Raw genomic sequence first — 13,411 nt, 5'->3', positions numbered from 1 at the left:
GACGCCGGTTTCCTCAACGCCGCGCGCATCAAGGGCAGCCACGCCGCGATCAAGTCGGGCATGCTCGCGGCCGAGGCCGCGTTCGAAGCGCTCGCGCAGCAGCGCCAGCGCGACGCGCTGACCGCCTACCCGGCGGCCTTCCGCGACTCCTGGCTGTACGCCGAGCTGCACAAGACGCGCAACTTCAAGCCCTACATGAAGAAGGGCCTGTACCTCGGCTCGCTGCTGTTCGGCATCGACCAGGTGCTGTTCAAGGGCAAGGTGCCCTGGACGCTACGCAACACGGCCGACCACACCGCGCTCAAGCCCGCGGCCGAGTGCGCGAAGATCGACTACCCGAAGCCCGATGGCGTGCTGACCTTCGACCGGCTCTCGTCGGTGTTCCTGTCGAACACCAACCACGAGGAGGAGCAGCCCTGCCACCTGCAGTTGAAGGACGCGGGCACGCCGATCGCGATCAACCTCGCGCGCTACGACGCGCCCGAGCAACGCTACTGCCCGGCCGGGGTGTACGAGATCGTGCACGAAGAGGCCGGCCCGCGCCTGCAGATCAACGCGCAGAACTGCGTGCACTGCAAGACCTGCGACATCAAGGACCCGACGCAGAACATCAACTGGGTCGTCCCGCAAGGTGGCGAAGGGCCGATCTACCAGGGCATGTAATCCCCCTCCGATTGTTCATCGGACTGAAAAGCCCCACGGAGCCGAATCGGTACCGTGGGGCTTTTTGCTGTACTGCAACAGCGCGCCAGTGAGGTAGCCACGCTGCTTGCTCAGCTCAATCGAGCGCGACTTGCGCCTTCAGCCAGAAAGTGCGGCCGGGTTCGTTGATGCGGTCAGTGGTCACGGCCCCGCCGGCGAAATCCCAACCGCCCTTGCCAAGGTGCTCGCTGTAGTTCCGATCAAAGACGTTGTCCACGCCGGCGGTCAGCAGCGTAACCTTGTTCGGGCGCCAGCCGGCATTGAGCGACAGGGTCGCAAAGCCGCCGGTTGGCCCGAGATCCTGACCGTTCGCAACGATGTTCCCGGAACCGACGTCATAGCGATTCTGGCGCGACACCATGCGCAGCATTGCGCCGTAAGAGAAGCGCCGGTCGTCGTACTCCAGCGCCAGCCTGGCCTCGAGCGGCGGTTGCTGCGCCAGCGCTTTGCTGTCCGTATCGTTGCTTCCACGTACCCAGGCCAGGGTGCCGACAGCCTTCCAGTTCGGAGCAAAGCGCCAGGTCACGTCGCCCTCGAGACCATAGACCGTTGCGTCGATATTGCGGACCTGGGCACTCGTCGAGGTCACCCAACGCAAGAGGATGTAATCATCCACCTTGCCGTAGAACCCCGACACCGAAGCAGACCAAGGTCCTGCACTCCAGTTGGCACCGACATCGAGCTGCGTGGTCTTCTCCGGCTGCAGTGTGTCGAAACGCTCGCCGCCTGCCGGGGTGGCGCGCATGAACTCCCAGAAGTCGGGGAAGCGCTCGACATAGCCCACGCCGGCGTACCACGTGCCCGCGCCAGCACCGAAGTCGGCCTCGTATCGTCCGAACCCGCTCTGCAGCGTCTTGTCGACGCTCACCCCCCGCGTCAGGGAGGTCGGACGGTAGTCTCGTGCCTCGTGGTCATCCACGCGCAATCCACCGACGATGCGGCGGGCGTCGTCGATCGCATAGCTCGCCTCGCCGAAGACACCTTGGCGCTCGAAGCCGATGTCCTTCTGCCAGGGCTGGTTACGATAGTTCACACCATTCCGCGTACGGTGTTGGTCATCACGCACATCGGCGCCCAAGGTGACCAGCCATCGCTCACTCGGGGCAAGGGCAACCGCGGCGCGCGCGCCAGTCGTCTTCCGATCAGGGTTGTTGAGCATCCGCATGCCCCGGTTGGACCGCAGGCTGAAGTTGTCCATCACGTGATCGATGTAGCTGTAATAGGCATGTGCCTCGACCTTGCGGACAAGGGATGAGATGTTCCGCTTCTCGAAGCGCAGGCCCGCGTGCTCGCGCTCGAACCTCACGCCATCCATCGCGCGGTCGGCATATGCAGCCTCACCATCGCTGCGACCGAAATTGAGTTCCAGCAGCGTGTTGTCATCCGGCGTCCAGCCAAGCGCCCCCGTCGTGCTCCAGCGCGTATAGAACGAGTGCACCTCGTTCCCGTCGCCATCCTCGTAATTGTTGCTGTCGGAGCGGGTCGCGCCAATTCGTGCATAGAAGTCGGGATTGCCGGCCTTGGCATCGATTACCTGGTCGTTGCGTCCCCAACTACCGAGGGTGACGCTGCCGTTGGCACTCCAACCGCCGTCCGCCATTCGCTGCGAATCGCGTTCGAAGAGGACGACGCCTGCAGAGTTTCCAGCCCCGTAGAGCACGGTCTGCGGCCCCTTGAGGACCGTGACGGAATCGAAGGACTCCGGATACACATAGGCGGTGGGTGGGTCCATCCGCCCGCCGCAGCCGCCATGTATCTCCTGTCCATCCTGCAAGATTCCAAGGCGGGACCCGGCCATACCGCGGAAGACGGGGTCGCCATCGGCCCCGCCCTTACGGATCACTGAGAAACCCGGGATGCTCTTGAGCATGTCCGCCCCATCATGGGCGGGCAGTGGTTGCCGCGGCGCCTTTGGATCGGTCGTCACCGTCAATGGCGCCGAGGCGACGGGCGCAGTCACCACGACACTGTCGAGCCGCGTATCGACGTCTTGTGCCAGCGCGGGCAAGGCGAGCGAGATTGCCACGGCAAGCGGCAGTTGCTTGAAGCTGTGTTTCATGAATTGGATCTCTTCAGATGTCTGACTGCCTCATGGCTCGGCGGAATTCAGGCGCAGCCGAGCCCGCCGCGGCCCGATCCGGACCGCGGTCTATGGCGAATTCCTGAGGGAGGATGGTCGTGCCAGCGTCGGCTCAATCCAGCCGACCGCGAAGCACGACCGCCAGGCGGGCGGTTTAGTGCTTGCCGTGCTGCATCTGCATGCCACCCGCCGCGGCGTTCAGCGGACGCACCGGTGCCTTGAGCTCGATCGTCTCGCGAGCGCCATCGGCGGTCTCGACGACGATGGTCACGGGCACCTCATCGCCCTCCTTCACCTGCTGCTTGAGATCCAGCAGCATCACGTGATAGCCGCCAGGCTTGAGTTCGACGGTCTTGCCCGCTGGAAGATCGAGGCCGGGGATGGCGTTCATCTTCATGACGTTGCCGTCCATGACCATCTCGTGAACCTCGGCGACGCCAGCCACGGGCGAAGCGGCCGAAACGAGTCGCGCATCGCGGTTGGAGGTGAGCCTCATGAAGGCGCCGGTAGCCTTCTGCTGTGGAACGGTGGCACGCACCCATGCATCGGCCACGGTGACGTCGGCGAATGCCGGCAGGGAGCCCAGGCTGAAGGCGAGAGCAAGAACAAGCTTTTTCATAGCGGGAATCCTCGAACGATACTGATGAGAGTCGATATGCCATCTGGACAGACGGCGAAACGGCTTGAGCAGATTCGAATCCGTTCGGCACGGGGGAACACTCCGCGCCGGCGGATCGTTCAGAGGAGCGCGGGCGGTGCGCGCGGGCGGGACGGCGACCACGCAAAGAGCGTGCGCGGCGCGGAGAAGAACAGCGGCGGCAGTAGATCCTCCCCCGTTGCGATGGTCATCGAGGGCGTTGCCTCGAATCCGGGGAGGGCCACACTGCCCGCATGGGTGAAGCAATACGGACAGGCCGAGAGAGACAGGTCGGACGGATCGCCATCGGCATTTCCGGCATCGGACAGACCCGGTCCAGCGTACATGGCCGCCTCGGCGCCCGTCAGTACAATCTGATGAACGCCGCTTGCCGAACAGATGTCCAGCAGCAAGGCCTGCTCGCCCGAAGCCATCGCACGACTCACGCTCGGCGCCAGCGCACTGATCAGCATCGCGAAGATCGCGAGCCAGGCGTGAAGGCGTTTGCGGAAGCGGAACATGGGCAGCGTCGGCACAAGAAGAGGAATGATGCGCCGCGAATTTTACCCGAATGCTCCGCGCCTAACTTGATCCTCGTCAGGAGTGCGCCCCGGCACGGCAATCCTCCGTCATCCTTGTGGCTGTTCGAGCCAGGTCACGAAGGCCTCGACCGGCATGGCGCGGGCGAACAGATAGCCCTGCAGGTGATCACAGCCGAGTGCCGTCAGAATCGCTGCGGTGGGCTCGTCCTCGACGCCTTCGGCGGTGACCGAGATCCCCAGCCGGTGGGACAGTTCGATGATCGACGCGGCAATCTCCCTGTCCTTCTCCGAGCGTGCGATGTCCTGGATGAAACTCCGATCGATCTTGAGTTCCTGAACAGACAGTTGCTGGAGGCGGCTCATGCTCGAGAAACCGGTGCCGAAATCGTCGATCGAGAGGCTGATCCCGAGTGCCCGCAGCCGGCGCAGGACGTCCGTCACGCCTTCGCCGTTGCGCTCCTCGATCATGCCCGTCTCGGTAATCTCCAGGCACAGTTGTCGAGCGTCGATGCCCCAGGTCGCCAGCGCCTGACCGACCAGATCCGGTACCTCGGCATCATAGAGATCGGAGGCCGACAGATTGATCGACAAGGTGATCACGACACTCGCCTCGCGCAGCGAATGGAGCGTATGCGCTGCTCGCTGGAACAGCCAGCGATTGAAGAGGTGGCGCATGCCCATGCGATCGATCAGGCTGATGATCACCGGAGCCGGCACCCAATCATCCGGCATGCGTTGCCAGCGTAGCAGCCCCTCGGCTGCATCGCACTTGCCCGCCTGCGGGCGCACCTTCGGCTGCAGATGCAGTTCGAGCCTGTTGTCGCCGGCAAAGCACGCCCGCAGTTCGCGCTCCAGTTGCGCCAACCGGGGCGACACCTGCTCCATCCCCGGATCGTAGATCTGCCCGCCGAGATTTGCCTGCGCGGCCGCAAGTGCGGCGATACGGGCCGACTGAACCAGGTGCAGCGGGTTCTCGCCATGCTCAGGCGCCATCGACGCGCCGCAGGTAACGGGCACTTCTACCTCGAGCCCTTCCAGCACCACCGAATGGGCGTTGAAAGCCTGGCCGATCTTCATCATCGCCAGGGTCAACACTGCCGCGCTCTGCAAACCGGGCAGCACGAGCAGCCACTCGCGCCGCTCGCCGCCAAACAGCATGTCCTGCTTGCGCAGCAGACGCCTTAGGCGTTCAGCGACTTCGGCCTCGAGCTTGTGGCCACGCTCCAGCGACAGGCGACAGAGCGCAACGTCGGGCAGCACGGTGACACAGAGCACGCCGACTCCGGTTCCATTAGCGCGCGCTTCAGACATCCGGCCCGAAATCTCGGTCAGGGCAGACAGCAGGCCACGCGGCGTTCCATGCACCATCGCGTTACCCCAGGTAGAAATCGTTCGGATCGATCCCGTAGGCATTGGGCGGCAAAGCCCGCTGGATGCGGTAGGTCTCCCCCGTCGGCGTCTGCGGCAACATCAATAGATCAAGGGTACGCGCGAAGCGCTCCACCGACTTGTCGGGCGCCAGCAGGACGAGAACGCGCGGCTGCAGGCGCCGCACCTGGTTCTGCTGAATCACCACGGCAATCTCGCCGGAGTTGAGCTCGACCAGCGTCCCGATCGGATAAAGTCCGATGCACTGCAGGAACTGGTCGATCAGCGCATCGCGGAAGCGGGTGTTGCGCAGCCGATTCAACTCCTCCATCGCGCTCTGGCTCGACACCGCGGCGCAGTACACCCGGTCGCGCGTCATCGCGCAGTAGGTGTCGACGAGACCCGCCATTTCGGCGCCGAGCGAAATGCCCTTCCCCTTCAGACCTCGCGGATAACCCGTGCCATCGAAACGTTCGTGATGGGCCGCGATGATGCTGAGCACCTCCGGATCGAAGCCTTCCCGCCTGTTCAACATGGCAAGGGTATGCGCGACGTGTTCCCGCACATGCTCGAACTCGCGCTCATCCAGCGGTCCGGCCTTGGCGAGGATCTCGTAGTCGATCTGCACCTTGCCGATATCCTGAAGCAGCCCCGCAAGGCCGAGCTTGCGCACCAGGTTCGCATCCATGCCGACGAAGCGGGCGAACACCATCAGATGGACGGAGGCATTCACCGCATGGTCGTAGGTGTACTGATCGGCGCGCTTGAGGCGCGTCAGCCACATCAGGGCGTCCGGGTTTCGCTCGACGCCTGCCGCCATCTCGCCAACCAGGCCCTCCACGCGATCGACGTCGACCGATCCGCCGGCCTCGATCGCCCGCTGAGTCTCCCGGAGGGCACGATAGACGTCGTCAACGATCGGTGCCGAATAGCGCAGTTCGGAGTCGAGCGGGCTACGGCCATCGACCGGGCTCAGTCGCGGAACTGTCGGATGGCGCTGTGTGTGGATCCGGCCCTTGAAGCTGCGCGCGATCTTGAGGAATCGCTCAGCCTCGACGCGGCACTCCGGTTCGCTGGGATGGATGCGCGGCCTGGCATCCACATCACGCGGTGAATCTTCGTCATCGACAACGGGCGCGCGATACTGCTCGCCGACCGAAAGGCTGCGGTCGATCATCACGTTCTGACACCACGCCTGCAGCGCGGCGAGCTGCGTCTCATCCTCGATCAGGAAACCCTGAATCAGGAACGGCGTCCCTAGCCACGGACGATCAAGATCGGCGACGAACATGCCGATTTTCAGGTCGCGCGTCGGAATCGTGTTCAGCAAACCGGAACTCCGTCTGCGAACCTTTCAGGCCCGCCCAATCATTCAAATGATCGAAGCCGGAAACGGAATACCGCGCCGGTTCGCCTACTTCGGGCGAACCGGCGCTCGGAGACAGCATTTAGTGTCGTCCGTAGTGCAAGCTCAACCCAACCACACGCGTGCGTTGCGGAACATCCGCAGCCACGGCGAGGCGTCCGGGCTTTCCTCGATCAACCATTGCGGCGCCCACGACATCTGCAGGGTACGGGCCGTGCGCTCGGGGTGCGGCATCATGATGGTGAAGCGCCCGTCAGCGGTCGTGAAGCCCGTCACACCGCCCTGCGAACCGTTCGGATTCAGGGGATAGCGTTCTGTGGGCATGCCATTGTGATCAATATAACGCAGCGCAAGCAATGCCGTCATCCTGTCCTGCTCGTTCGCGAACACCGCCCGCCCCTCGCCGTGGCTGACCACGATCGGCATGCGACTGCCCGCCATCCCCTGCAGCAGGATCGATGGACTCTCCGTCACCTCAACCATCGCAAAGCGGGCCTCGAACTGCTCGCTGCGGTTGCGATGGAAGGTCGGCCACGCTTCGGCGCCCGGGATGATCGGCGCCAGGTGGGCCATCATCTGGCAGCCGTTGCAGACGCCAAGCGCAAAGGTGTCACTGCGGCGGAAAAATGCCTCGAATTCGTCACGCAGGCGGCTGTTGAACAGGATGGACTTCGCCCAGCCCTGCCCTGCCCCCAGCACATCGCCGTACGAGAAACCACCACAAGCCGCCAGGCCATGGAAATCGGCGAGATCGACACGGCCGGCCTGCAGGTCGGACATGTGAACATCGACGGGCATGAAGCCCGCGCGCTCGAAAGCCGCTGCCATCTCGAACTGCGAGTTCACACCCTGCTCACGCAACACCACGACCTTGGGTCGTACGCCGGACGCGATGAAGGGGGCAGCGACATCTTCCTTGACGTCAAAGCTCAGGGACACCGAGCGGCCGGGGTCGGTCGCATCGGCAAGGCCGTCGAACTCCTGCTGCACCGACTCGGGGTCGTCGCGCAGCTTCGCAATGCGATAGCTGGTCTCCGACCATGCCTGCAGCAGCTCGACACGGCTCGCGCCGAACACGAGCTTCGCATTACGACGCAGGCGAATCTCGTCCTTGTCGTTCGGCTCGCCGATGAAGTGGTAGCTCAGCTGCGCGGAGCGCAGCAACTCGGTAACCCGCGCGCGATCGTCGCGGCGGATCTGGATGACCGCGCCCAGTTCCTCGGCGAACAAGCCGGCAAACAGGCGGTCGCCGAAACGGCCTTTCAGGGTATCGGGCTTCTTCTCGAGGCCGTCGACGTCGTTCATGTAGGGGTCGTAGCAGACCGTGTCGAGCACCAGCGACAGGCCGCACTTTGCCGCGAACGCCATTTCGCACACCGTGGCGAAGAGGCCGCCGTCCGAACGGTCGTGATAGGCCAGCAGCAAGCCGTCGCGGCGCAGGCGCTGGACCGAATCGAAGAAGGCCTTGAGCTGCGCCGGATCGACGTCGGGAGCATGCTCCCCCACCGAGTTGTAGGCCTGCGCAAACACCGAGCCACCGAGGCGGTTCTTGCCATTGCCGAGGTCGATCAGCAGCAGCTCGGTCTCGACCCCCTCGGGCAACTGGAGCTGCGGCGTCAGCGTACTGCGAATGTCCTGCACCGGGGCGAAAGCAGTGGCGATCAAGGACAGCGGGGCTACGACCTGCTTGTCCTCAGCATCGTCCTGCCACGCGGTGCGCATCGACAGCGAGTCCTTGCCGACCGGGATCGACAGACCTGCCGTCACGCAGAAATCGGAGACAGCCTTGACCGTGTCGTAGAGCTTCGCATCCTCGCCACGATGGCCAGCGGCAGCCATCCAGTTGGCTGACAGCTTCACGTCGCCAAGCTTCTCGATATCGGCTGCAGCGATGTTGGTGACCGCCTCGCCGATCGCCATGCGACCCGAAGCCGGTGCGTCGACGCAGGCCAGCGGCGTGCGCTCGCCCATGGCGAAGGCTTCGCCGCGGTAGCCCTGGAAGCTCATCGCAGTGACCGCGACGTCGGCCACCGGCACTTGCCAGGGACCAACGAACTGGTCACGCGCAGTCAGGCCGCCAACCGAGCGGTCACCAATGGTGATCAGGAAGCTCTTGCTCGCGACCGCCGGCATGCGCAGCACGCGCATGCCGGCCTCCTTCAGATCGAGGTCGGTCGTATCGAAGGGCGGCAGGTGCACCGCGCGACGCGAAACGTTGCGCGTCATCTTCGGCGGTTTGCCGAGCAGGACCTTCATGTCTATGTCCACCGGCTTGTTACCGAAGTGGCGGTCAGTCACGGTGAGGTGACCGTCATCCGTCGCAGTGCCGAGCACCGCAAAGGGGCAGCGCTCGCGCTCGCAGAAGGCCTGGAACATCGGCAGGCTCTCCGGCGCAATCGCGAGCACATAGCGCTCCTGCGACTCGTTCGACCAGATCTCGCGCGGGCTCATGCCCGGCTCTTCGATGTGAACCTCGCGCAGCTCGAAGTGCGCGCCCAGGCCGGCGTGGTCGGCCAGCTCCGGCATCGCGTTCGACAGGCCACCGGCGCCGACGTCGTGGATGGCGATGATCGGGTTGTTGTCACCCTGCTGCCAGCAGGCGTCGATGACTTCCTGGCAGCGGCGCTGGATCTCGGGGTTGCCGCGCTGCACCGAGGCGAAGTCGAGGTCGGCGGTGTTCGTGCCGGTCGCCATCGACGAGGCCGCGCCGCCGCCGAGACCAATCAGCATGCCGGGGCCGCCGAGCTGGATCAGCAGCGTGCCCGGCGGAAAGGTCGGCTTCTCGGACTGTTGGGCTTGAATGCTGCCAAGGCCGCCGGCAATCATGATCGGCTTGTGGTAGCCACGCACTTCGCCCTGCACTTCCTGCTCGAAGGTGCGGAAGTAACCCGCCAGGTTCGGACGGCCGAACTCGTTGTTGAAGGCGGCCGCACCAATCGGCCCCTCGATCATGATGTCGAGTGCGGAAGCGATACGCTCCGGCTTGCCATAGGGCTTCTCCCAAGGCTGGCCGAAATCGGGGATGTTCAGGTTGGAAACCGTGAAACCGGCCAGTCCGGCCTTGGGCCGCGAACCGCGCCCGGTCGCCCCCTCGTCGCGGATCTCGCCGCCGGCACCCGTCGCGGCGCCGGGGAAAGGCGAGATCGCAGTCGGGTGGTTGTGGGTCTCGACCTTGGCGAGGATGTGGGTGTCCTCGTCGTGGTAGCGGAAGGCGCCGTCGGCATCAGGGTACAGGCGGGCGATGCGCGCGCCTTCGATGATCGAGGCGTTGTCCGAATACGCCACCACCGTGCCCTGCGGGTGCGCCTTGTGAGTGTCCTTGATCATGCCGAACAGGGACTTCTCCATCGGCCGGGCATCGATCACCCAGTCGGCGTTGAAGATCTTGTGCCGGCAATGCTCGGAGTTGGCCTGCGCGAACATCATCAGTTCGACGTCGGTCGGATTGCGTCCAATGCGGCTGAAGTTCTCGACCAGATAGTCGATCTCGTCCTCGGACAGAGCAAGACCGAGTTCGCCGTTGGCCTTCTCCAGCGCGACACGACCACCGGACAGGATGTCGACGGTCGTGAGCGGCTGCGGTTGGTAGTGGTGGAACAAGGCTTCGGCGGCGTCGATCGTGTCGAGCACCGACTCCGTCATGCGGTCGTGCAGCAATTGCAGCAGCGCGGCGTTGTCCTCCACCCCGCGTGCATCGATGGTGTAGGCGATGCCGCGCTCGATGCGCACGATCTTGTCGAACCCGCACTGGTGGGCAATGTCTGTCGCCTTGGACGACCAAGGCGAGATCGTGCCCAGTCGCGGCACCACAACCCTCAGGGTGCCGACAGGTGGCGTTGCCGTGACGGGCCGCGCATCGATCAGGTCGACCAGGCGCCCCTGCTCCTCAGCCGACAGCGGGGCCGAAACCTCGACAAAGTACCAGTGCTCGGCTGAAATTGCATTGAGCCTTGGCTGGACCTCGGCAACGGCACGCGAAAGACGTTCCAGACGTGAGGCGGACAGCGCGGCAGCACCGCGCAGCTTAAGGATCGAGGTCATGTTCTTCGGAGACTGGTTCTGAGGAAGAGCGGCAACTACTGCAGCCGACTGATAAGCTGCGGATTATAACCCGAGCCGCTTCCCCACCCCGACCCTCATCGCTGGTTTGTAGGGAGCACATAGACTGTCCGGACTTGTAGCAGCGATGGAGTTGTTTGGCGTTCAGCCCGTTGGCCAGTGCCACGCCCGTCACTGACACCCGGGCTCACGGCAGGCCGAGATCACTGACTGTTTGAAGGCTTCGCTGTGCGTGCGCCGCGTCCGGGGCGGGATGACGACATCCATCGTGTCCACCATCGAACTTGATGGACACGATCTTCAATGGGCTAAGCGGTTTGGGGAAGATGGTTTCGCTGGGCGCTTTCGCGCGCAGTTTCTGTTTGTTCTGACCTGCCCCCGTCTTTAGTGCCATCGCCTGGTTAGCAGAGTCCCGAAATTTCACTCTTTCGAGTGGTGGTTGGTTTGCCCGTCATCGGGTGAATTCACCCGATGACGGGCGGCGAACTCGGCCGGCGTCATGTAGTCGAGTGCGCTGTGCGGCCTTACCTCGTTGTAATCGCGGCGCCAGGCGGCGATGAGAATACGCGCCTGGGCGAGGCTGGTGAACCATTGGTCGTTTAGGCATTCATCGCGGAAGCGGCCGTTGAAGCTTTCGATGAAGGCATTCTGGGTTGGCTTGCCAGGCTCGATGAATCGCCCCGGGTTTCGAGGAGGCCGGTTGGTTTAAGTTAAGACTGCGGTCTCTGTCTTCTCGGCGAGTTGCCGGAAGTAGTTTGCCTCAGCTTCGGCCGGTGGAATATAACCAATCGGCTCGAGCAGTCGGGTGTGGTTGAACCAGTGCACCCACTGCAGGGTGGCCAACTCCACCGATTCCCTGCTCTTCCAGGGCGCGCGGCGGTGAATCAGCTCAGTCTTGTACAAGCCGTTGATGGTCTCGGCCAGTGCGTTGTCGTAGCTGTCGCCACGACTGCCCACCGACGGTTTCACGCCGGCCTCAGCCAGCCGCTCGGAGTAGCGGATGGACAGGTACTGAGCGCCTCGGTCCGAGTGATGAACCAAGCCGTTGGCATCGGGCCGCCGTTCGTACAAAGCCTGCTCCAGCGCGTCGAGGACGAAATCGGTCTGCATGGTGCGACTGACGCGCCAGCCCACGATGCGCCGGGCGAACACGTCGATGACGAAGGCGACATACAACCACCCCTGCCAAGTCGAAACGTAGGTGAAGTCCGACACCCACAGCTCATTGGGGCGGCGGGCCTTGAACACCCGATTGACCCGGTCCAGTGGGCAGGGCGCCGAGGCGTCGGGAAGCGTCGTGCGGACCTTCCTGCCACGACGTACCCCCTCAAGCCCCAAGCGCCTCATCAACCGCTCGACCGTACAGCGGGCCACCCGGATGCCCTCACGGTTCATCTGCAGCCAGACCTTGTCTGCACCATAGACCTGCCAGTTGGCGTGCCACACGCGCTGGACCTCGTTTGCCAGGCTGTCGTCTTGCCGCGCGCGGCGACTGCGGAGCTGCGGGTTGCGTCGGCGTGCCGCATGGCGCCAGTAACAGGACGGGGCCATCTGCAAAACCCGGCAGATGGGCTCGACCCCGAACGTGTGACGGTGTTGGTCGATGAAGTGCTTTAGCTCTTCAAACGGCGGTCGAGCTCCGCCTGGGCGAAAAACGCGCTCGCCGCCTTGAGGATGTCGTTGGCACGGCGCAACTCCTTGTTCTCTCGCTCCAGTTGCTTGAGGCGCTCGCGCTCACTGCTCGTCAGCCCATCGCGCTGGCCACCGTCAATCTCCTCGCGCTTGACCCAGTCATGCAGGGTCTGCGGCACGCAGCCAATCTTGGGGGCGATCGATTCAATCGCCGCCCACAGCGAGGGGTACTCGCCTCGGTGTTCCTGCACCATGCGCACAGCGCGCTCACGCACTTCCGGTGAAAACTTCGATGATTTGTTCATGGCTCCATCTTCTCAAGAGTTGGAGCCTCCTCAAAACCCGGGGCGATTCACGTAGCCATCGACCGGACATCAAAGTTCGCCTACGCCGAATTGCATCCGAAGGCCACGCGCATGGTGGCCCGAGACTTCCTGAACAACCTGATCAACGCCGTACCTTACGTCATTCACACGCTGCTCACCGACAACGGCATTCAGTTCGCTAAACGCAAAGGAACCGAAGGCTATCGGGAAATCCCTTTCGACCGTGTTTGCCGGGCTCAGGGTATCGAGCACCGACTCACCCAGATCTGCCACCCATGGACCAATGGCCAGGTCGAGCGCATGAACAGAACGATCAAGGAAGCAACGGTCAAGCGTTACCACTATCGATCCCACGACCAGCTGAAATCCCATTTGCAGACCTTCTTGATGGCCTACAACTTCGCCAGAAGACTAAAAACCTTGAAGGGCTTAACCCCCTACGAATTCATCTGCAAAGCATGGCAAAACACGCCGGACAGATTCAAAATCAATCCAGTCCAGCACACCGTGGGACTAAACACCTAACTTCACCCTGGCACTGAAAATGGGGAGCAGGTCAGTTCGGATCTATTTTGTGTTGACGTAAAAACGCCCAGACATCGTTTTGATGTCTGGGCGTTTTTTTTGGTTAGTCTGACGATGACCTACTTTCACGAGGGCAATCCTCACTATCATCGGCGCGTTTGTGTTTCACGGTCC

Annotated in this window: 8 protein-coding genes, 2 pseudogenes and 1 other annotated feature; of the genes and pseudogenes, 2 read left to right on the top strand and 8 right to left on the bottom strand. The window is 63.4% G+C overall.

Going from position 1 to position 13,411, the window contains the following annotated elements:
- Nucleotides 1–663: 4Fe-4S dicluster domain-containing protein (locus tag C664_RS19445; protein WP_004292926.1), on the top strand; the 663-nt coding region annotated here is incomplete at its 5' end.
- Nucleotides 664–778: 115 nt separating this feature from the next.
- Here the strand turns inward: C664_RS19445 and C664_RS19440 are convergent.
- From C664_RS19440 to C664_RS19410, 8 genes and pseudogenes are all read right to left on the bottom strand, one after another.
- A complete protein-coding gene (locus C664_RS19440) occupies nucleotides 779–2,761 on the bottom strand; it encodes a TonB-dependent copper receptor (protein WP_004292925.1) in 1,983 nt (660 codons plus the stop codon).
- 175 nt (nucleotides 2,762–2,936) lie between these two features.
- Nucleotides 2,937–3,401, bottom strand: a complete 465-nt coding sequence (locus C664_RS19435) for a copper chaperone PCu(A)C (RefSeq protein WP_004292924.1) — start codon at nucleotides 3,399–3,401, stop codon at nucleotides 2,937–2,939.
- 119 nt (nucleotides 3,402–3,520) lie between these two features.
- Nucleotides 3,521–3,940 (bottom strand): DUF2946 domain-containing protein, encoded by a 420-nt coding sequence (locus C664_RS19430; RefSeq protein ID WP_004292923.1) that lies wholly within the window; start codon nucleotides 3,938–3,940, stop codon nucleotides 3,521–3,523.
- Between the two features lie 108 nt (nucleotides 3,941–4,048).
- The gene (locus tag C664_RS19425) at nucleotides 4,049–5,236 is read right to left on the bottom strand and encodes a GGDEF domain-containing phosphodiesterase (RefSeq protein ID WP_232435144.1); all 1,188 of its coding nucleotides are present in this window, start codon (nucleotides 5,234–5,236) and stop codon (nucleotides 4,049–4,051) included.
- A 97-nt stretch (nucleotides 5,237–5,333) separates the two neighbouring features.
- Entirely contained in the window at nucleotides 5,334–6,659 is a 1,326-nt protein-coding gene (locus C664_RS19420) for an HD-GYP domain-containing protein (protein ID WP_004292921.1), read from the bottom strand.
- Nucleotides 6,660–6,800: 141 nt separating this feature from the next.
- Entirely contained in the window at nucleotides 6,801–10,736 is a 3,936-nt protein-coding gene (gene purL, locus C664_RS19415; RefSeq protein WP_004292915.1) for a phosphoribosylformylglycinamidine synthase, read from the bottom strand.
- A gap of 438 nt (nucleotides 10,737–11,174) precedes the next feature.
- Nucleotides 11,175–11,432, bottom strand: a pseudogene (locus C664_RS20485) (integrase core domain-containing protein); the annotation flags it as partial.
- 27 nt (nucleotides 11,433–11,459) lie between these two features.
- Nucleotides 11,460–12,691 (bottom strand): IS3 family transposase gene (locus C664_RS19410; protein ID WP_443080617.1). Its coding sequence is split into 2 segments (ribosomal slippage): nucleotides 11,460–12,400 and nucleotides 12,400–12,691, totalling 1,233 coding nucleotides; the frame shifts between segments, so codons are not numbered across the junction.
- Nucleotides 12,297–12,413: a sequence feature (AL1L pseudoknot), on the bottom strand. (Overlaps the previous gene by 117 nt.)
- Nucleotides 12,692–12,736: 45 nt before the next feature.
- Between C664_RS19410 and C664_RS19400 the strand changes: the two are divergent.
- Nucleotides 12,737–13,237: pseudogene (locus tag C664_RS19400) on the top strand (integrase core domain-containing protein); the annotation flags it as partial.
- Nucleotides 13,238–13,411: the final 174 nt, after the last annotated feature.

This window comes from Thauera sp. 63 (assembly GCF_000310165.2).
Taxonomy (GTDB): domain Bacteria; phylum Pseudomonadota; class Gammaproteobacteria; order Burkholderiales; family Rhodocyclaceae; genus Thauera; species Thauera humireducens.
The sequence above is the reverse complement of the archived record's forward strand: the minus strand, read 5'-3'. Positions and strand labels throughout refer to the sequence as shown.